Genomic DNA, 21,644 nt, shown 5'->3' with positions numbered 1-21,644 from the left:
CCCATGGGCAAGTGATGTGACCTATCTGAAGATCAATAGGAAATGGCAATATTTAGCCGTAATTATTGACCTTTACTCCCGAAAAGTAGTGGGTTGGGAATTGTTGGATACTCGAACTGTTGAATCGACACTATCAGCGCTAAATAAAGCTTTCCGTCGCAGAAGCAATAAAATCAGATCTAATATTTCACAACGACCGTGAGTCTGAGTACGGTGCCTATGCATACCAAAACCGACTCAAAGAACCAGGTATTGACCCAAGCATGAATCGACCAGGGTTTATGAATAATAATGTGTATGTAGAATCATTTTTCCAGACACTGAAACTGATAGTATCAAAGGCTTTTACTTTGAGTCGGTTAAGGACCTTAGGGCGAACTCATCTTGGTGCCTTGATAAATGCTATAACTTGAAGAGAAGACATAGTTCAATTGGGTTCAAAAGCCCAGATGAATATGAAAGAATAGCCGCATAAGGTGGTGTCTACTTTAAGGGGGGAGGCTTTCTACGCTATGCTTCAGCCGCCCCTAAACCGAACGTTATGCGTTCAGTCCAATTTACAATAAGGATGTAGTTTGAAAATAAGACATTTAGAAGAAATAGACCATAAAGATCTTCATGAAATTTATAGCTTTAGTGAGGTATTAGCGAATACTTCACAGCCTCCATTTTTGAGTTCCTCACAAGTTTCAAATCTGTTCTCGTCATCGGATCAATACACTCTGATTGCAGAAATAGATGGGAAAGTAATTGGACACGCCACTTTATTCCTAACAAATAAAGCACGTGGCAAACACACTGCTTCAGTAGCTATTGCTGTTCACCCTGCTAGTCAAGGTAAAGGTGTAGGGAAATCTCTAATGCAAGAGGCAATTAATCAGGCTGATAACTGGCTGAATTTAGTACGCGTGGAATTAGAAGTGCATGCTGATAACATATCAGCAAAATCTCTATATGAAAAAATTGGATTTGAAACAGAGGGTGTAAAGCGTTTGAGCACGTTTAAAAATGGTCGATACATAGATATGATATTAATGTCAAGAATTAACCCCAACTACAAATTATACACATAAAATAATATTTAATAATGACTTCCAACACTTGACATTTTTCATTCAATCACGGGTTTCGTGTCTAAAGCATAGTGGTTTGAGTTTAGTAATAGCGCTGATCAAAACTTATTGTGGCGATGCTCAGGCAACATATAACTCCAGTATGCTTTAGCACCAAAAGCCTTACAAATTTTTAAAAGTCGCTTCATAAAGCGTAACCTATTAAAATAGAATTTATGAAAATAAAAATTACAAAGACTTTGAAATCAATCGTTAATACGATTACTTGGATATGGCTTCTAGTACACGGAGCTTTTTCAGCTCATGCTTTTACTTTTTCTCAAGACACAGAAGATAAAGTATATGTAATTAAAAACCCTTGGTTTTTTGAACTACTTAACCCTATCTCTGGTGATTCTCTAGGGCTTACACTTCCTTTCATCGGTGTTGCTTACATCAACGAAACGGCGGTAAAAAATGCAAAGACATCTATAGACGGAGTAATTAAGCATGAAGCTAAGCATATCGAGCAATATTGGGAGTTGGGCATACAACACTTTCAGGTAGACACATGGAAGTTGGAAGGTGTGGCTGAATATGCTCGCGGAGAGTCTACTATCCCTCTTTGCGCTTCTACACTCACTGAAAGTAAAGAGCAACAAAGATACCGGGATTACCATATTGTTGTAAAATATCTTATTGAGAATAAAGGCCTAGATGAAGGTGAGATATACAGATATCAGGGATACCCATTAAGCGAAGCAGACGATTGGGTAAGTACGGAAATTTGCGGGGACGCATAACACGATATCAAAATTATGATTTGAATTGACAGACTTCACTATTCAGCCACATTAACCATAGCTATTCGTAGATTTTTATAAAAACTCGAATTTGGGAAAATTACGAAACAACTAAAATGGTATCAAGCAATGAAATATCAAAGCTTAAGCATTTAAGTATCCGCAAATAGCACGTTACTAAGACCGACCCTTGACAATTAGCCTCTAACGGCTGAGACAACAGTATGGGGCATACTTCATCATAGTTACTGTATGCTACTGATTGTTAGCACAGTATTAAATCATATATAAGCCTAAAATTTTGTGGTCATAAATTTAGCCACCCTACCCTAGTAAATAGTAGATAATATGATTCCATCTATCCTCCACAGAGCCTGTCAGTGCTACACTATCCTATATATTGGATCGCCCAGGACGTAAACACTAAAACTAAGAAGACCATCGAACTACCAAAGATATGGTAATAGGAGACAAGAAATACGAGCTTAATATTCTAGATAATCGACTAACTGCCCATAAAATAATAGATCTTCACACTATATTCGCACAACAAAGATCGCCAAAAATGGATTGGCCTGAATAGCTCAATATGCAAAGGCCTATCTATAGATAGCCTCAAGAAGATCTGGATCACCGACACCAAACAAGAGAATATCTGGACTCAATTAATCTCACATATACAAAACTCAAATATAGCCGCTGTCTCTTTGAAAGATCATATTCGCACTCAGCCTATACCAATTTAAATAGAGACACTTTCACTACAATTATTCCGGAATTCGCGCGGTGATTGTCCAGTCCATTTTTTGAAGCTTCGAGAGAAACTACTAGTATCACAGAAACCTAGTTTATAGGCAATTAAAGTGATAGGAAGCTCATGTTCTTTAAGGTATTGAACCGCTTGATATTTACGTATTTTATCCAGAATGATCTGATAACTGGAATTTTTTTCTTTGAGTTTTCTATGTAGGCTACGACAACTAATAGCAAGCTCCCTGGCCACTGCCTCTTGTGAAAAATCTCCTGAGGGCATCAGGTCAATAAGCACTCTATTAGTCATACTGACTATGTCACTCTTCCGCAATCGCTCTAAATAACTTATCAAGGCCTGTTCATTAATGCTAACTAACTCATTGTTTCCTGAAGAGAGCTTCCGGTCAACAAACTCTTGCTTAAATCTAATCTCGCAAGAATCAGCCGAAAAATTGATTGGACATCTATACATCCGTTGATGGTATTTAAGAACGGAAGGTCTCGGTCTCTGTAGATTAATGGATATTAAGTGTTGATGGACTTCTGGGCATATCTTGCCAATGGACTTTATAAGCAATGCCATAAAGGCATCTATAGCATGAATACTTGGCTCATAAATAAAGTCATCGACTTTTTTCCAAGATACTATAACTTGCTTCTTTTCATCATGTATATTAATTCTCATTGCGGTGGTGACCACCTCTGAAAATCGTGCTGACCTCAATAAACTTTCTCTAATGGAGCTACTCGACAAGTGCGCATAACTTAGAGCGTGAAGATTTGTATGTTTGACGTACTTAGTAACTTGCAATCCAATACAATCATCACCTGAGATAGCTTCAGCGAATTCCCATAGTTTTTTCATATTATCTAGAGGTATTCTTTGATTTGCATCCTCAATACATTTTGGGTCAATTTCTGCACACCGCAGGATTTCTTGGGCAGAACAATATGGTTTCAATGTTTCAATAATGGGTAATACCCACGTTGCAATGGTCGTGTGTCCATACTCAGCCATTTACACATATGTCCTAATTAGTCAAGAGATTGGCCTTATCGGCAAAGAAACCTATAAGCCAATCGATTAGCATCCACTGACTCATTTCCTTGCCTGTCAAGATTATCCTAACAATCTTGGCATGTTAAGTGAGTCTATGCTTTAAAAAAGATAAACGACTATAACGATTAAAAACATGAAAAGTCTTATTAAAAAAGTTGTGTATCTTACCGGGCTGGTAGTAGTCACTATGCATCATGTAGCTATTGCCAATGAGCCGACTCAGCTTTTTTGGGGAGATATGCACCTTCATACCTCATACTCATTTGATGCCTTCTTAAGCCAAAATTATTCGGCAACCCCGGATACCGCTTACCGCTGGGCAAAGGGGCAACCGGTCATTCACCCTTATACCCATGCAAAAGTACGTATCGATACACCTCTGGATTTTCTAGTGGTATCGGATCACGCTGAAGGATTGGGTGTTATGAGAGCAGTGGTTAATGAAACAGATGAGCTCGATAGCGAGATGTCCTTTTATCAGTCGATGATGCGCTGGTTTGCCAAGCAGCATATTCGCTATAAGGTATCGATCAATGAGGGTATGGATATTTTCAATGAGCTGCTGCCAGCTAAAGCACTAGACTCCGAAACCTACCTTGATCCTGTCCAGGATCCAGCTAACCAGCCCCCGGAACCAGTGCTTGGAGATTTGAATAAAACCCGGACAAGCGCCTGGAACGATATAATCGACGCCGCAGAGCGTCACAATAACCCAGGTACCTTCACCAGCTTTATAGGCTGGGAATGGAGTTCAACACCAACCGGGGCTAATTTACACCGGGTCGTGGTGTCCCTAGATGGTGCAGAAAAGGCTAAGCAGTATCTTCCTTTTGGGTCTGACCAGAGCCAATATCCAGAGGATTTATGGCACTGGTTAGATGAGACTTCTCAACGAACTGGCAGTGAATTTATTGCCATTCCTCATAACTCCAATGTTTCCAAAGGCTACATGTTCGCAGAAACCACACTGCGCGGTGAGCCAATTGATGCACAGTATGCGCGCACACGTATGCGCTGGGAGCCCTTAGTCGAAATAACACAAATTAAGGGGGATTCAGAAACCCATTCAAAACTTTCACCGCGAGATCCCTTCGCCGACTTCGAAAATTATCCATTTTACTTACAAGCTGATCCAGAGGCTTACCGTATTGCTAAAGGTGACTTCATTAGATCCGCCTTGCGTACTGGCCTGGAGATACAGGATAAAATTGGTGCAAACCCTTATAAGTTGGGTTTTATAGGGTCCACGGATTCACATACTGGTATGTCTACTGCAGAGGAGAACAATTTCTGGGGTAAATTTGCCCATGATTCCATACCAACTAGCAAGCGTACCAACACTGTCATTGGCGGGACCAAGGCTACTGGCTGGAATATGTCTGCTTCTGGACTCGCTGCCGCTTGGGCAGAAGAAAATACAAGAGAGAGCCTTTTCGCTGCGTTTAAACGCCGTGAAGTGTATGCCACTACCGGACCTAGAATACAGGTACGTGTCTTTGCCGGCTGGAACTTCCCTAAGCACGCCATCGATGCTGAAAATATCGCCGAATTGGGATACATCCATGGCGTACCTATGGGAGGAGATTTGACCAAACCACAAGAAGCTAACAAACCAATTCAGCTGCTCATACGTGCGGTTAAAGATCCCAAAGGAGCAAATCTGGATAGAATCCAAGTTGTTAAATCCTGGTTAGATACGACAGGAAAAAGCCATGAAAAAATATTCAATGTTGCTTGGTCTGGGGAACGTACTCTTAACAACCAAGGGAAATTAGATTCCGTAGGTGATACAGTAAATCGAGAAACAGGACAATATACCAATAAGATTGGTTCTATTGAATTATCCACTTTATGGCAAGACCCAGATTTTGATGTAAATGCACGCGCTTTTTACTATGTTCGAGTATTGCAGATCCCTACTCCACGCCATTCACTCTACGATGCCGTAGCCTCAAAAGAAGTTAATGATGGAAGTATTCAGATACCACCTGAAGGGCCCGCGGTTCTCCAGGAGCGTGCTTACACTTCTCCTATCTGGTATACCCCCTAATATCTTTAATAAACCCGATAACTAAAGAAGCCTGATGGTTAATTTCGTTAATCCATTCTGATGAAGAATAGAAACTCTCTATAAATATCAATGGAGGACATTAAATGCAGTGGAAGTTTGAAGAACTAAGAAAAGAACCCCTGCTACACTTTTTCATTGTCGCATTAATACTATTCATCGCTGCAGAATTTCTAAACAAAGATAATAGATTCAATCAAGAATACACCCTACTTATAAACGAAGACAAGATAATTGAGCACCTCCAATTTCAGAAAAAAACATTCAACCAAACATTTGCTAGACGTTATTGGCAAAGCCTAACTCAAACTGAAAAATTCAACTTGATTGATGATTACATTAGGGAAGAAATACTTTATCGAGAAGCGATCAATCTAGGTTTACAGGAGCATGATCAAATTATACGAAGACGACTTATTCAAAAGCTGGACTACGTAACTGGAGGCTTTTCTAGTAAGATAAGTATTACTGATGAAGATTTGAAAAATTACTTTCAACTTAATCAAGAAAAATATCGCATCGAAGCATCAATTACTTTCACCCATGTTTTCTTTGATGCGAGGCATTACTCTAAAGAAAATTTAAAGGAGACCGCCAAGCAGACTTTGGATCAACTTTTAAAACAATCAATCCCTTTTGAAAAATCTTCCCTCTATGGGGATAGGTTTCTTTTCCATCGAAACTATGTAGAACGAACTTCTCAACTAGTAGCTAGCCATCTCGGAAATACTTTGGCGCAGAATGTTTTCCGCCTGCCCTTAAACACCTGGTCTGGCCCGCTTGAGTCCCCCTATGGTCTACACCTGATATTGGTTAGCGATCACAAAAAAAGTCGCCTACCCAGCCTTAGCGAGGCCTACCCCTTAGTTCTAGAGGATTATCGACGAGAAAAATTGGAAGTGAATAAAAAAATGAAATTTAAAGAATTGCTGGCTGAGTATAGAGTTGAGTGGGACAACTCCTTACCTTATGTGCCTATGGACACAACCTATGCTAAATAGAAGTCTCTACAAGACCATTACAACCATTATAATTTCTTTACTAGTTACAATCTTTAATAATCTAAGTTTTGCGCATGATGGAAGACCGCTTTACATTGAATTAAAAGAGATCTCGGAAAGCAGATACATCCTTCGCTGGAAAACACCGCCAGTTATGCAGCCTGGTACTGAGCCTGAAGTAAGCTTGACAGGAAATTTTTGCCAAAGGCACTCAACTACATTAGATTTTTCTGGGCGCCATGTTAAGAGCTATCTATGTCAAGCCCCCCACCTGCAAGATTTTAAAGGAGCAGAGAACACCCTTAAATTAAAAATCTCATACCCAATTGCTAACCCTGCCTTATCAAGCTTAATTCAATATAAAAAACTTAAGGGTGATACAATCAACATCTTTAATGGCCCAAAGATCTTAGTAATAGACTTGCCTTATAAATTAACCATTTGGGAGTGCGTTAAACAGTATATCGAAGCTGGATTTCTACATATACTAGAGGGCTATGATCACTTGCTTTTTGTATTATGTTTAGTATTTATTGCCCAAGGTCTTAAGAGTATTTTAGTCGCTATTAGTGGATTTACATTAGGACACTCCCTCACATTGGGGCTCGCAAGTTTAAATCTATTCTCCATTAGAATTGATGTTGTGGAAGTTTTGATCCCATTAAGCATTATGTTTCTAGCCGCAGAAATTGTATACGCCATTGAGCGAGGTAATAAAAACACTTTGACCTGGCGTTATCCTGCTATTGTAGCTGGTGGATTTGGGTTGTTACATGGGTTTGGGTTTGCCAGCGCATTAACAGAATTAGGCCTTCCACAAAGTCAGAAAATCATCGCTTTATTTAGCTTTAATATAGGTGTAGAGCTTGGGCAAATACTCTTTGTTTTAGTCTTGATTGTTTCAATTTTCCTGATCAAGTGGACCTTTTCAAGATGGAGCGTTTCATTTGTTTATAAATATACCTTGGCGCCGTCAAGCTACATTATTTATCCAGTTGGAGTAGTTAGTGCATATTGGTCAATCGACAGAGCTCTGGGTTTGATTTACTAAGTTAAGTAAACTGTTAACTTTAGGTTAAACCGATATTAATCCAATAAAGCATTTCGAACCCTGAAAGATCCAAAAGGATCAGCTATATCGTATTATTTGTACTATCGCTATGAAAAGAATGCTGCGCTTGCAGTGCTGCAACTCAATGAAACATCGTTCAAATCATACCCTGCACGGGTATCAGACCGACATATGATAAGATTCATAAGGTGCCAAACTTTCCATATCTGGTACATTCCACTTTATCATTGCCTCATAAAGAGACTAACTAAAACATCAGTACAGATATTGAAGTCCCACTGCAGTGTGCACATTGGTGCCAATTAGGTGTAAGTGTTCATAGCTGGCTCTTTTCAGATTCTTTCATCTCAAGCCAGTAATCCAACCCTTAAAGTCAGTGTGCCAAGAGGTAATTTGCTTGAGAAGTGAGTATGCTAGTATTCGCTCGGTTTGTAACGGGTAGCTATAGGTAAAGGCATTTGGTATACAGCCTCTTCAAAATATGGTTTATATCAAATTTTACTCACAACCTGTCTAGCTATACCTTTTGGTTAAGTAATTTTCTTACGCTTGAAGAACTAATAATAATGAGAAAATACTGAATATTTAATTTCATCAAGGGATTGCATATGACTCCAGATATTTTCACCGACTTAAAAATCCAGCAAATGATTAAATTTTGCTCTACTGGCTATGATGTATGGGGTAAAATTATCAAGAGAGATATCAGCAACAACTACGTTGCTGGCCGCGATCGTTCTATAGAAGGTCAGATATATTGGAATCACCTTAACAGTGAAGTTAGTTGTATTTTGGCTATTCACTCCTTTCTCAGGGAATACTTAACTTCTAAAGTGCCAGCTAGTGAAATCTCACAGCTTGACTCGATGAAAAACAGCTTTTTGTTAACGGTTGTAGATTATCAAAGACTTTGTTCCACAGCACACCTTACAAACAATATTGACAAGAAAATTGAGAAAAATAATGCTCTCAAAAAAGACAGAAAAATTAACCTTGGCATTTCAACTTCTTCTTTAGCCTCATCCATCCATGATATCCCCTCAAAGATCAATGGAATTGTGGCCACTATACTTGCACTTAAAAGTCTAAAACAAAATCTTGGGGCGGTGGATACCAGTTGGAGCGAACACTATAGAGCTGTCCGTCGTGATTTTCTGGCTATTGCTTCAAATATCATTGGTCTTTTTGCACCTACAGCAGTAGGAAATACAATTATTGTCGCGTGGATGTATAGCGATATACGAGACCTTAAAAATTTTAATAAAACCGGTCTAGAATTATCAGAAAACAAGCAGAAACTCTTAGATGCTGCTGGCAAATTCAGTGGCGATACATCCATAGGCGACTTCTATACTTACGTGCTTGTAACAGCGCTGGCAGAGCATTACGGTTTTTCACCGAACAACGGAATTAAGTATAATCCACAGCATCCGCATCTGAATATGGCGAAAGTTATTATGGGGTAGAATATAACTATTGGCTATTTTACATCACAAGAAAATATCTATTCAACGCGCAGAAATAGTAATATTGGTCAACCTTAGTATCGAGACAAGCTAGGCACATACATCGTTCTTTGCTACTATTTCTGCTCTTAAAATCAATAGGAAGAGTTATTAACTAATTCTCTTCAACTATTTTATAGGATACATCATTGAGCAAGGTGTTAATATTTGGCAATTCAGCCTCAGGAAAATCCACTCTAGCAAAACATCTTTCCCAGAAGTTAGGACTTGCACATTTAGATTTAGACACTTTGGCATGGCTGCCAACCTCTCCCCCTCAAAGAATGCCTCTAGATGAATCTCAATTGAAGGTCATTGACTTTCTTGAGAAACATGAAAACTGGGTGGTAGAGGGGTGTTATACAGATTTATTAGAAATTCTGGCTGACCAAGCCACTGAAATCATATTTATGGATCTTAACATTGAGCAATGTATACACAATGCCAAGTCTAGGCCATGGGAACCGCATAAGTATGACTCTAAAGAAGCTCAAGATTCAAATCTAAATATGCTGGTTAATTGGATAAAGGATTATAAAACAAGGCTAGATACCTTTTCTTACGACTCACATTTGAAATTTTATGAATCCTTCCAAGGGAAGAAATCTATTTACAGTAAAAATCAAACTTATACTTAAAAAGGGTGATTCTACAATGCTACTAAGTATGTTTACTGGGCCTAAATAGTAAATAACTAATCAATGCTCCTACAGTTCCACCAACAAAGGGCATGAATAAATAATCCCAGCTCCAGGCCTTTGTTGCCAAAGCCACAGCCGGGTTTAAAATTCCGTATGAAGCGTTGTGGGATACAATCAACCCTAGCAGTAGTGAGCCACCCACAACAATCCCTGAGGTGGCCTTACTTATATCTTTATTATATGTCGTAGACATAACCCCAAAACTAAAGAAAGCAGTTCCCAATGCTTCACCAATACCGCTAAAAACAGAGGCTTTATGAGAAACCAGCCAACCTTCCTGACCCAATGGCACATACATGGTTACCATCAGTAACGCCAAAACTCCTCCACAAACTTGAACAATTACATAACCTAGAAAGTCTCTAAAGCTAATCTTCTTGGAAATTAACATGGAAAAAGAAATTGCTGGATTGATATGACAGCCAGAAATACCCCCAAGGAGATATACGCATAAGCCCAATGCAAGCCCCGCAGCAATAGGTGTCGCTATGGGAAAAGGGTTGCTTGGGGTTAGTGAGGTTAATACCGCTGTAGCGAGAATGAAAGTACCAATCAATTCTGCAGATAACTTTTGTATAAAAGTATAATTCATAGGCATTCTCTCAACATCAGCAAATTATTCTCAGCATTAATACAATCGATTTGACTGAAAAATTGTTTTTCTATTGGGCACTTAAAAAGTGCCTAGATGATTGTAGACTATTAAACATCATTGAATGGCTTAATTTAGATCTGGTTTTACATGCTTTTTATTTACCAAAGATGTTTCTATTGATTAAATAGTTTTCAACCATTGAAGAGTGATCACTGAGAATCTATGGCCTCCCTAATAACTTAAGTTAGAGCACCTTATAAATTCTCTAAAGAGCTTCACAAAATCCCCTCTTCTTCATAATCTACCTTCACATCTTTACCTGTTACAAACAAAACACACACTACAAAGCCTGCCAAGGCAAGGTAGGCATTGACTGTAAAAGCTCTATCAATACCTGTGGGAAGATCTGGAGCCATAGCAACGATGGTGGTATTCATTCCTAATCCTAATGCCCCACCAGCTATTTGATACATATAAAGTATTGCTCCAGCTAAACTTGACCGGGATGGATCGACTACCGTTATCGCCGCAGTCGTTATTGTAGAATAGAAGAGCCCAACCCCCGCACCCAGAATCATCAAGCCGGGAATAAGCACCGGATAGGTGGTATTGGCAGTCATATGCGAAAGCATAAACATTCCGATACACATACAAATGGTACCGGCAGAAACAATCACTTTAGCTCCAAGCTTTTCATACAAACTGCCAGATATATAGGAAACTATGCCAAATACCGCCATCATAGGTAACAACCCTATTCCAGAAAATGCTGCTGAGTAACCCCTAACCTTGGTCAGAAACTGAGGGATATAGAGCAATGCTGCAAAAAAGACCACAGAGAGTAGTAATGTTGCCATGCCCGCCGCAAAGAACTTATTATTTGTAGCTACATCTTCAGGGATTAAGGCATTCTTGCCAGCATTGCGTTCTACGATGATAAAAAGCCCCAAAAATATCAAGAAAACTGCAAATAAAGAGACTATCCAGGGGCTTTTAAAGCCAAAGTCTACCGCCAAATCCAGCGCAACGAGCAAACCAAACAAAGAGATAGACAGAGTCGTTACTCCTGCATAATCTATTTTTTCATCAACTTTATCCGGACTGTCATCGGCGATCACCTTCCAACAAACTAGGCAAGCCAGAATCGCAATGGGGATGTTAATAAAAAAGATCCAGCGCCAACTAGCTAAATCAGTTAGTATTCCTCCCAACATTGGCCCAATGGCATTGGATGCTCCGCAGACTGTCATAATTAGGCCACCCGCCAAGCCTGAACGATCCTCCGGCATTAATCCATAGATCATCCCCAGAATGGCCGGCCACATCATTGCGCCTCCAATACCCATTAGTGCCCGAGATATTAGAAGCATCCACATGTCTACAGCCAGTCCACCAAGAAGAGAAAAAAAGACAAAGATTGCAGTGCCGATAAAGAAGATACGTCGGCGCCCAAACATATCGGCCAAGCGCCCTCCGGAGATGATTAGAACGCCAAAAACCAGGGTATATCCATTTATAACCCACTGAGCCGTAGTGATATCAGAGTTAAACTCCTTCTCCATTGCAGGAATCGCTACAGAGAAAGCTGTGAAGTCATTTGCAATAAGAAATACCGCTAGACTGAGTGCTACCAAACCCCAAAATTGGGTTTTTGTCAGGGGAGTCCTAGTTTCTGTCATGGTATCCTTCCCGGCACTTATTTTTACAGCACGAACTAAAAAATCGTTCTAGAAAGTTTGGCCTATCTGACCCTTTTAGTATTAATTTTTTGTGAGCGCATTACTTTTAGAAAGTCACTCAACCCAAAGTCTTTAGATGTTATTTATTATGCCTACAGATAAAACTGCTATTTTCGACAGTCATTTTCACATTATTACCCCTGGTTTTCCTCTTTTTTCAAATCAAGGATTTACGCCTGATTTCTTTACCACCAGCGACTATTTGGACCGGGTAAAAAATTACGACCTTCTCGGTGGTGCAGTTATTTCTGGGTCTTTTCAGCGAAATGATCATACCTACCTAATGGATGCCCTAAAAAACCTAGGGAAGAATTTTGTAGGAGTGATCCAGCTTCCGCCAGATACCAGTGATGAGAAGATATTGGCGCTCAATGAACATGGCGTCCGTGCTGTAAGGTTCAATCTAAAGCGTGGGGGTTCAATCTCTGCAGCAACTATCAAGGATTTCGCACAAAGAGTCTATGACCTGGCCAATTGGCATGTAGAACTCTATGTAGATTCAGCCAATTTGGCCCCTCTAGAAAACACCTTACTAACCCTACCCAGCGTGTCTATTGATCACCTGGGATTGAGTCAATCTGGGCTCAAGTTGCTGCTATCTCTTGCCGAAAAAGGTGTACGAGTGAAAGCAACAGGATTTGGGCGCCTGGACTTCAATCCATCTAACGCCATTAAGGATCTTTATCAGGCTAACCCTATCTGCCTTATGTTCGGTTCAGATTTACCGTCTACTAGAGCACCGCGTCCTTTTCGAGATGAGGATGTCACATTAATTAAAAATGCTCTGGATGAAACGGGAGCTAACCAAGTTCTTTGGCAAAATGCTAAAGCATTTTATTTTCACCAGAATGAACGAATAGGAAGTTAATGTGTATTTATCTATCAATATTGCCAACTTCATTGTTTAAGGCTTTGAAATTAATTTTTCAATAACCCAGAGCTCCCTCTTATACAAAGCAGCTTCTCAAAGTAAATAATGGTTTGTTTAAGTCCATCGTTTAGCTTTACTTTGGGCTCCCAATTAAGTAAAAATTTTGCCTGATCAATAACTGGTTTACGCTGACGAGGATCATCTCTAGGTAATGGTAGGTAGATCAATTTTGAAGATGACCCCGTTAATGAAAGTATACGCTGAGCCAGCTGACTGATAGTAATCTCAGATGGATTTCCCAGATTGATGGGTCCCGTTATGTTTGCTGGAGCCCCCATCAAGCGAATCAATCCTTCAACTAAGTCATCAACGTAGCAAAAGCTTCGTGTTTGTTGGCCCGTACCATATATGGTTATATCATCACCCTTAAGCGCCTGAACGATGAAGTTACTTATTACACGCCCATCATTTGGGTGCATTCTTGGTCCGTATGTATTGAAAATCCTACCTACTTTAATTTGTAATCCATATTGACGGAAGTAACTGAAAAACAAGGTTTCAACACACCGTTTCCCTTCAATATAACATGAACGCATACACACCGGATCTACCTTTCCCCAGTACTGCTCAGACTGAGGATGCACTTCAGGGTCTCCATAGACTTCGCTTGATGAAGCCTGGAGTATTTTGGCGTTAACTCGCTTTGAAAGGTCAAGCATGTTAATTGCGCCATTAATATTAATCTTTAGCGTCTGTACTGGATCAACCTGGTAATGAATTGGCGAAGCTGGGCAAGCCAGATTATAAATTTCATCAACATCAACATATAATGCGTTTGTTACATCATGCTGAATAAAATTGAAACATGAATTCGATAACAGATGTTTTATATTGCGCTTTACCCCCGTGTGTAAATTATCAGCGCAGTAGACATCATGCCCCTCTCCCAATAATTTTTCACATAGATGAGCCCCTAAGAAGCCGGCGCCACCTGCAACCAATATTCGTGACATTATAATTCCACATTTAAAATACCAAACCTATAAATCATAGAAGCGAATAACACACCCAAGCCATAAAACCTATCAAATACACTATCTTTAAGATAGAGTTAAATATAGCCACTTATTATTTATGCCATAAAGGATAATTGTTTCTCAAAATTTCACGCCACTGTTAAATGGTAAGCCCCACAAGGATTCATAATTCAACCCATAACAGTGACCTATTATGACTCAGCCAAATTAGCTAAGGAAACACATTAATTTTTTAAAGCCCCCACTATCGATTAGTATTAATAACAACACAATCTTCTAGAATACACCTTATAAATCATTTATTTATATCAACTACTTGGACTTTCTGAAAATGGCATTAGGCACCCTCTTCTGCTTTGCTCACCGAGGTTACCAAGGCTTGTTTAGTGAAAACACGCTACAAGCAATAAGCGAAGCACTGGATTTGAAGGTTGGAGGAGTGGAAATTGATATATGGAATATTGGCGGTCAACTTCTTGTCACTCATGACAGGCGCCTAGGCCGCTTACAACCTGGGAATACAATTATTACAGACATGCAACCAGAAACTCTTAGAGCCATGCCTCTACCCTGCGGCAGTAAGATTCCAACGCTACAAGAAGTCTTAGACTTAATAGGTGACAAGGCTCAATTAAATATAGAAATCAAAGGCCCTAATTGTGCGACACTATTGGCACAAGAGATTCGTACATTTGTTACAGATAGGGGGGCTACTTTTGATCAATATATAGTATCTTCATTTGATCAATTACAATTATATGAATGCCTACGCCTACTGCCAGAAGTTCGGCGCGGTGTAATAATAGTTGGGGTTCCCCTCGACCTAGCCGCATGTACAGCCCCTTTGAAAGCTTATTCACTACATACTGCCTTGGACTTCCTCCACAAAGATTTACTTAATGATGCCAAATATCGAGGGTTAAAAAACTATATTTTCACTGTAAATAATCCTGACGACTTAGCACTGCTTGCCTCACAGGGTGTGGATGGAGTATTTACTGACAGACCACAAATAGTCTTAGATTTCAACAAAAAAATTATGGGCACATAACCAACCAACCAACCAATCAACCAATCAACCAATCAATCAATAACTCAATCGGAAATTAAAAATAAAAACGTTTACACGAACATTTAGAATCCAATTTAATTGATCCTCATGCCCCCTTAATACCTCAAACTTGCAAAGCAGCTCTTTTTACAGACCAGGGTGACAAATCAAACAACGGTGTCTCATCCAATACTAGGCGCTTTAAATTTTCCCCAATCACTGGGGCAAACTTAAAGGCTTGACCTGAACCATGGCTAAAGATAAAAATATTTTTGCTCAAGCGGTCTAATACAAACCCTGCGTCTGTACTCATTGTATAAGGACATAAGTGCGCCTCTGAGCGGGACCTAACACCTTCTATATAAGAAAATACAAAATCGTCTAGAATTTGCAGTAACTCTGTAGGAATCGTCATATTCGCAGAGGGAGTGTAATCTGACCTTTTTAACTTATCTGGTGTCCAATCAATCCCTATTTTGATCAAACCTGTGCCGTTCTTCTTATCCCCCATACAAGGAAACCCATAGTAAAGCCCTTGATCAGGATCATTCTTAGCTTTTTCCTGAAAACAGAACCACTGTGGATAGGTATCCATACGATCTCTTTCAATCGTATAGTACGCCCATAACATTGGCCAAATCTGAAGCTGTACCTGATACCCCAATAGTTCAAGGAAATATCTAGACCAAGGGCCTGCTGCTATAATACAACGCTTGGATGAAGCTTTAGTACCATTCTCAAGTAGGACATTTACATCAGCACCATCAGAGACCGAAACCACTTTGGTTCCTAATCTAATTTTATGGCCGCAACGAATCACTTCATTTTTCCAAAAATTTAAGGACTCGCCGGATAACACAGCGCCTGCTGCTGGCTCAAATAGCCCTTGCCAGCCGGGCTTGGTACGCAGTGGCCAGCGCGCATTAATTTCCTTTGCAGTCAACTCTTCAAAAGGTATTGATTGCCTCTGCATGACTTGTTTAGCCGCACAGATACTCCCTTCAATGGTTTCCTCCCCCCAGTCTTCACCATAAAATAACAGGCCATGGGATACTCTAAGTTTTTTACCATATTGTTTTTCCTGAGACTCCCAAAGTACATTAGAATATTTTGCAGCTTGGCAGTAATATGGATTGGAGTACATCGCTCTGAACATTCTCGTACTACCGGAGCTACTACCAAAAGTATTTCCAATCTGGAATTGGTCACAAACTAGAATGGAATCCACAGATTTACGTAGCGCATAAGCCGAACTCAGCCCTGCCATACCCGCACCAATGATTATCACATCATAGTAGCTTGTCATCTTAACGCTCTAACCGTAGCCAACAAACTGTCTTCCTAAATAACTAAGATGGGGGTACCCGGATTCCAATTTTTTAAAGCAAGCTTCAGAAATTCTACTAAATATAAAATGATACACTTGCCGTGGACTCACAGATCGCCAAACCTCTGGATTGTAAAACTCAATAGAATCAGCCATCACTGCACCGGCACTAGAAAGCCCTTCATCAAATACTATCGTGCCTTTTTCTTCCAATATTTGTTGAGCGCCAGTTGCAAAAGGTAAGTTAGCCACACAAACTAACACTCTAGCTTTTAGATTCCTGGCCAAAGCCACATCAATTATCCGGGAGGCTGAGGCGAGAACAATGATATCCCAGTCCTGTAAAATCCAATTTTCTATATTTTCAGAATTTACGGCACCTGAAATATTCCCCCGCTCCAAGGTATGATCATAAACAGATACCAGCTCTCCCATTTTTACCAACCTTTTAACGATTCTGCTCCCAACAGCTCCTGCGCCATGCACTAGAACCCTTGCCCTTGGTATATTGAGTGCAGATTTTCCCGCTGCAATAGCACCTAAAGCACCTGATGCCGTCGCTTCTGCATAATGCATCTTCGAACCTAATGCCGCTAACACATATTGGGTTTTCGCAGCTAGACGCATCACTTGCGTGTTTCCAAAGTTAAGGTCTGCGCCGGTGAACATATCCCCTTTTCTTTTATTGAGCTCTGATGCCGCTATGGTAATAATTTCATCAAAGGATCCTTGCCATATGCTGTTGACATTTGCAACAATTTTCCCACCCCTAAATCCTGTATGATAAGTTTGGTGCTTAATCTGCATTCGCTCTGCTAACTGACAAGCTTCATCAGCAGCATATTCATCCTTCTGATACTCTAATACTCTCAAGCCACCATTCGCTGGCAGCGAACTTCTTTTAGCGCAAGCGAAGTGGAGTGTTCCGCATGACATTTCAATCGAAAGTAAATCTACGCTCATGATAGATCCACCGTATTAGCGACGCTCCAAACGAATATAGTGATGAACATAATCCATACTATATTTATCAGGGCTATTAAAAATACGTTCTTGCAACTCATCATATAACTTTTTAATCGCAGTTGAACTTCCTCCATGCTCAACAATTGATGTATGAAATGTTCGCTCACTCCAACTCCGTATAGTTTTCATCAGCCCCTCGGAAAAGGCTGAAGCATTTCCATCCAAATCAAACTGACTGCGATATGGGCATGGTGTCATTTGTATTGACACTTCATGCACGATCCAGTTTTTCTTTTGATGAGGCATATTTAAAACCTGCCAAATATCTTCATCTGTGCGATAATAATTTTGAAAGACTGCCCCTTCAAAGGCACTTTTCGATACTTCTCCAGCTTTATACAGCTGCAACCAAATATCATACAGCGTGTCGAACATGTCTTTATCTTTTGCGTTATTACCCAGCAAATGGCCGCTATCATCCTGAGCCAAATCCACAAGGACAAACTGACCACCCACTTCAAACTCCCAGGCTCTCGCCTCAAGCAGTGAATCAAAATCATTCACGGACTGCGCTCTAAAGGGTTCGCGCCGCAAGCCACGCACCTTGTTTGCGTGTATGTGCTCTATAAAAGTGCCAGGTATTTTAGATAGCCAGTGCATTGTGGTAGCCGCCAGAGCAATATTGATTGAAGCCTGGGGTGCCACATGACTATAAAAGCTACTGGGTTGTATAAAGACCACTAGATTTTCAAACTTAGCTCTTAATTCGTTTAGATTATCAGCGAGTGTTAACAGATCACTGGATGGTAAATCATTAGCGATATGGCATATCGTTTTATCACCGAGTTTTTTAAATACTCGCCCCCATAACTCCATAGAAGTACCACCATCTGCAGCGCCATAATCGATAGTGTTACAAAATTTTTTATTTGGTATAGAATCCAAGGCGCGCAGAAAAAAAGGCCAACTATTATCGATACAGATCTTAGCTCCCAAGGTTTCCTGGGAGTAATTCTGTAACATCCCTATACTCATAGACTAATCCGCCCTCTGTGTTTCTTGCCACTTCCTGACTAAACAGGAAATATTTAGAGGAATTATAATGTTGACTGATTACCGCATGGTGGGCGAACTCTTGGCAGTTACAAAGCAAATAATACGGACTAAGATTTAAAATATCCTTAGAAACAAGCTCTAAAATTTAGCAATTTCCCTCCATTTCAACCCTTCGTACACTCTCACCCTACACAACCAACTCTATAAAGACTGCTTACCTAAGAGTGATTCCTCCTAGAGACATATTGTCCCCAAAAAAGATTAATACTGGCATATATATCCAGACAATATTGATTGTTAGAAACAAAGGAGTTTTTAGGTTTTCTGATAATAAATGGAGTTACTACCCTTTTAGAAATTTTATTTTGTACTCCCTACCCTACAAGGCTCCCCCTCAATAAACAAAACTGATACCACCAGACCGATGAGTGCTAAGTAGGCATTAATCGTGAAAGCTCGGTCTATACCGGTTGACAGATCTGGGGCTAAGGCAATTATGGTGGTATTCATTCCCAAGCCCAATGCACCGCCGGCAATCTGGAACATATAGATAATCCCACCAGCCAGACTCGATCGGTTGCGGGCAACAATGGTCACTGCAACTGTAGTCACCGTCGAAAAGAAAAAACCAACCCCGGCACCAAGCACCAATAGGCCTGGTATCAACTCTCGGAAGCTGGTATTTACTTGTATATGGGAGAGCATAAACATTGCTGCACTGATAAATACCGAGCCTATCGCTATGATCACCTTGGCTCCTATTTTTTCGTAAAGCCTACCGGATATATAGGAAACCAAGCCGTAAGCCATCATCATCGGCATCAACCCAATGCCGGCCAATGTTGGGGAATAACCCCGTACTTTGGTGAGAAACTGTGGAATATATACAAGCGCAGAAAAGAAGACTACAGAAAGCAATAAGGTCACTACACATGCCGCAAAGAAACGTCTGTTACTCATAACATCTTTGGGAATTAGCGCATCACTACCGGCATTACGCTCAACAGCAGTAAAGCCTCCTAGAAAAAACACGCTAATGATAAATAAGAGGACAACTATCGGACTTTTAAAGCCCAGCTCTACGACAAGATCCAAGGCCATTAACAAGCTAAACAAAGAAATAGAGAGTGTCGTCACTCCCAAGTAGTCAATATGCTCTTCAATCTTCTCTGGTTTATCATCAGCGACCGTTTTCCAGCACCCTAAACACACTAATGCAGCGACTATAACATCAAGAAGAAATATCCATCGCCAACTCGCAAACTCGGTTAAAAAGCCTCCTAACATTGGGGCAAAGGAGTCAGAGATTCCACACACTCCCATGATCAGGCCGCCGGCCAGGCCCGCGCGCTCTTTTGGTATGAGTTCATAGACCATCCCCAATATTGCCGGCCACATCAGCGCCCCACCAATTCCCATCAAGGCTCTGGACACTAGCAGCATCCAAATATCCATGGATAAAGCGGCAAGCAGCGAAAAGAAGGCAAAAAAACCTGCACCTATAAAAAAAATGCGTCGTCGCCCATAAATATCAGCCAAACGTCCCCCCGTGATAATCAGAACACCAAATACGAGGATGTAGCCGTTGATAATCCACTGGGCTCTTGTAATGTCAGAATTAAACTCTTGCTCAATGGTGGGGATGGCGGCGGGGAATATGGTTAGATCATTTGCCACCAAAAATACAGCGAAGCTGAGGCCAATCAGCGCCAACAACCTCTCTTTACTTTTGGAAGTATTGGAATCTGCCATTGAGTTCTACCGAGCGCGCTCTTTCATCAGAGCAAAGACCATTGCTTTGACAGTTTGGCTTATTAGGTCGTAGAGCAACGGACTCGGTAGAAGATTGGCGTGCCTGGAGAAACCAGAAGAAGTCCAAGAACGCATCAGGCAACTCCAGGGGGAGCTGCCAAGACTGATTACTGACTATATTCCTGGATCGGTTGGAAATCAGGGTTAGCGCCACAGGAAGAGCGTACCACCAGTTCGGTTGGCAGCACTGCTGGCTCTGCTGTCTTATCACCGATCAACTGCATCATCTTCTCCACCATCAGCTCACCGCCGCGCTGGATATTCTGTCGCACAGTCGTTAGTGGGGGCGTATAGAAAGGCGCGATGGGGATATCATCAAATCCAACTACTGCAATATCGTCGGGAACCTTGTAACCCTGGCTCTGCAAAGCCTTGATGGCTCCCATTGCAATGCTGTCACTTGCGGCGAAAATCGCATCGAAGCTCAACCCCTCGGTTTTTAGCAAGTCTGCAATGGATTGATAACCGCTTTCACTGGAGAAAGAAACCTGAATTTGACGCTCGCTATTACCCAGCCCCTCTGCGGTAAGCGCGGCCCTATAACCCTCGTAGCGACCGTAAATCTCGGGGTGCGCAGTATCACCAAGAAAGAGGATGTTACGACGGCCCAGCTTGAGTAGGTGCTCGGTGGCCTGGCGCCCTCCCATCTGATTGTCACTACTTACAATGCAGTAATCGAGATCTGGTTTGGTAGTACCTCCCCATACTACCAACGGATCGCCCTGGCGTTGTAGTTCACGCAGGGGGCTGTCGTCCACCCCTTGGCCAATCACAATTACCCCATCGGCGCGGCGAGACCCCATTAAGTAGGCATGCCAATCGTCACTTGTAACGATACGATTTGAAAACAGTAGATCATATCGGTGCTCGGCCAAGCGATCGGCAATCGCGCCAATCATGTCCAACATAAAGGGGTCGGAAAAAGTCTGGCCTCCGGCGCTGCCGGTATTGATGACGACAGAAATGGTATGGCTGCGTTTTAAACGCAGATTGCGTGCACTCTCGTTGATTTTGTAATTCATACTACGCGCGATTTGCTGAATACGCTCCCGAGTCTTTTCATTGATCAGCGGGTTGTTATTCAGCGCGCGGGAAACAGTGGATTCAGAAACTCCCGCCAGCCGTGCAATATCGGACATGGAGACGGGAGAGGAGGAATCCTTAGGCATGCGTAC

At 41.1% G+C, this 21,644-nt stretch carries 19 protein-coding genes; 10 read left to right on the top strand and 9 right to left on the bottom strand.

Annotated features, from left to right (window positions below):
- The first annotated feature begins 16 nt into the window (after positions 1–16).
- From ACJJH9_RS07420 to ACJJH9_RS07410, 3 genes are all read left to right on the top strand, one after another.
- Positions 17–202: a DDE-type integrase/transposase/recombinase gene (locus ACJJH9_RS07420; protein ID WP_444924802.1), complete on the top strand. Its 186-nt coding sequence runs from the start codon at positions 17–19 to the stop codon at positions 200–202.
- A gap of 373 nt (positions 203–575) precedes the next feature.
- Positions 576–1,073: a GNAT family N-acetyltransferase gene (locus ACJJH9_RS07415; RefSeq protein WP_444924801.1), complete on the top strand. Its 498-nt coding sequence runs from the start codon at positions 576–578 to the stop codon at positions 1,071–1,073.
- 215 nt (positions 1,074–1,288) lie between these two features.
- On the top strand, positions 1,289–1,855 hold the full coding sequence (locus ACJJH9_RS07410; protein ID WP_444924800.1) for a hypothetical protein: 567 nt from the start codon (positions 1,289–1,291) through the stop codon (positions 1,853–1,855).
- Between the two features lie 742 nt (positions 1,856–2,597).
- On the opposite strand, the gene ACJJH9_RS07405 is transcribed toward ACJJH9_RS07410, so the two are convergent.
- Positions 2,598–3,626 carry an AraC family transcriptional regulator gene (locus tag ACJJH9_RS07405; RefSeq protein WP_444924799.1) on the bottom strand — a complete coding sequence of 343 codons (1,029 nt, stop codon included), beginning with the start codon at positions 3,624–3,626 and terminating at the stop codon, positions 2,598–2,600.
- Positions 3,627–3,801: 175 nt separating this feature from the next.
- On the opposite strand from ACJJH9_RS07405, the gene ACJJH9_RS07400 reads away from it, so the two are divergent.
- The 5 genes from ACJJH9_RS07400 (at position 3,802) to ACJJH9_RS07380 (ending at position 9,952) form a co-directional block, all read left to right on the top strand.
- Entirely contained in the window at positions 3,802–5,718 is a 1,917-nt protein-coding gene (locus ACJJH9_RS07400; RefSeq protein WP_444924798.1) for a DUF3604 domain-containing protein, read from the top strand.
- Between the two features lie 104 nt (positions 5,719–5,822).
- Positions 5,823–6,737, top strand: coding sequence for a peptidylprolyl isomerase (locus ACJJH9_RS07395; protein ID WP_444924797.1), 915 nt, complete (start codon positions 5,823–5,825; stop codon positions 6,735–6,737).
- Entirely contained in the window at positions 6,727–7,788 is a 1,062-nt protein-coding gene (locus ACJJH9_RS07390) for a HupE/UreJ family protein (protein WP_444888719.1), read from the top strand. Before ACJJH9_RS07395 ends, ACJJH9_RS07390 begins: the two co-directional genes overlap by 11 nt.
- A gap of 629 nt (positions 7,789–8,417) precedes the next feature.
- Positions 8,418–9,275 (top strand): hypothetical protein, encoded by an 858-nt coding sequence (locus ACJJH9_RS07385; protein WP_444924796.1) that lies wholly within the window; start codon positions 8,418–8,420, stop codon positions 9,273–9,275.
- Positions 9,276–9,472: 197 nt separating this feature from the next.
- Positions 9,473–9,952 carry an AAA family ATPase gene (locus tag ACJJH9_RS07380; protein ID WP_444900914.1) on the top strand — a complete coding sequence of 160 codons (480 nt, stop codon included), beginning with the start codon at positions 9,473–9,475 and terminating at the stop codon, positions 9,950–9,952.
- A gap of 22 nt (positions 9,953–9,974) precedes the next feature.
- Here the strand turns inward: ACJJH9_RS07380 and ACJJH9_RS07375 are convergent, their stop codons facing one another.
- Together ACJJH9_RS07375 and ACJJH9_RS07370 are read right to left on the bottom strand one after the other, a co-directional pair.
- Entirely contained in the window at positions 9,975–10,607 is a 633-nt protein-coding gene (locus ACJJH9_RS07375; RefSeq protein WP_444924795.1) for an MIP/aquaporin family protein, read from the bottom strand.
- Positions 10,608–10,885: 278 nt separating this feature from the next.
- Entirely contained in the window at positions 10,886–12,289 is a 1,404-nt protein-coding gene (locus ACJJH9_RS07370; protein ID WP_444885300.1) for an MFS transporter, read from the bottom strand.
- A 136-nt stretch (positions 12,290–12,425) separates the two neighbouring features.
- Between ACJJH9_RS07370 and ACJJH9_RS07365 the strand changes: the two genes are divergently transcribed.
- Entirely contained in the window at positions 12,426–13,217 is a 792-nt protein-coding gene (locus tag ACJJH9_RS07365) for an amidohydrolase family protein (protein WP_444924794.1), read from the top strand.
- Between the two features lie 50 nt (positions 13,218–13,267).
- Here ACJJH9_RS07365 and ACJJH9_RS07360 read toward each other — a convergent pair whose 3' ends face one another.
- The gene (locus tag ACJJH9_RS07360) at positions 13,268–14,233 is read right to left on the bottom strand and encodes a UDP-glucuronic acid decarboxylase family protein (protein WP_444924793.1); all 966 of its coding nucleotides are present in this window, start codon (positions 14,231–14,233) and stop codon (positions 13,268–13,270) included.
- A gap of 355 nt (positions 14,234–14,588) precedes the next feature.
- Between ACJJH9_RS07360 and ACJJH9_RS07355 the strand changes: the two genes are divergently transcribed.
- The gene (locus ACJJH9_RS07355) at positions 14,589–15,308 is read left to right on the top strand and encodes a glycerophosphodiester phosphodiesterase (RefSeq protein WP_444924792.1); all 720 of its coding nucleotides are present in this window, start codon (positions 14,589–14,591) and stop codon (positions 15,306–15,308) included.
- A gap of 124 nt (positions 15,309–15,432) precedes the next feature.
- Here ACJJH9_RS07355 and ACJJH9_RS07350 read toward each other — a convergent pair whose 3' ends face one another.
- From ACJJH9_RS07350 to ACJJH9_RS07330, 5 genes are all read right to left on the bottom strand, one after another.
- Entirely contained in the window at positions 15,433–16,614 is a 1,182-nt protein-coding gene (locus ACJJH9_RS07350) for an FAD-dependent oxidoreductase (protein WP_444924791.1), read from the bottom strand.
- 9 nt (positions 16,615–16,623) lie between these two features.
- Positions 16,624–17,598, bottom strand: coding sequence for an NAD(P)-dependent oxidoreductase (locus tag ACJJH9_RS07345; RefSeq protein ID WP_444924790.1), 975 nt, complete (start codon positions 17,596–17,598; stop codon positions 16,624–16,626).
- A gap of 15 nt (positions 17,599–17,613) precedes the next feature.
- Positions 17,614–18,636, bottom strand: a complete 1,023-nt coding sequence (locus ACJJH9_RS07340) for a class I SAM-dependent methyltransferase (RefSeq protein WP_444924789.1) — start codon at positions 18,634–18,636, stop codon at positions 17,614–17,616.
- A 381-nt stretch (positions 18,637–19,017) separates the two neighbouring features.
- Positions 19,018–20,409, bottom strand: coding sequence for an MFS transporter (locus ACJJH9_RS07335; RefSeq protein ID WP_444904478.1), 1,392 nt, complete (start codon positions 20,407–20,409; stop codon positions 19,018–19,020).
- A gap of 167 nt (positions 20,410–20,576) precedes the next feature.
- Positions 20,577–21,638, bottom strand: a complete 1,062-nt coding sequence (locus ACJJH9_RS07330) for a LacI family DNA-binding transcriptional regulator (protein ID WP_252085508.1) — start codon at positions 21,636–21,638, stop codon at positions 20,577–20,579.
- Positions 21,639–21,644 lie beyond the last annotated feature (6 nt).

The sequence above is a fragment of the Microbulbifer mixtoriginis (SeqCode) genome, assembly GCF_052466715.1.
Note: the sequence above shows the minus strand (reverse complement) of the source record. Positions and strands in the feature narration are given on the sequence as shown.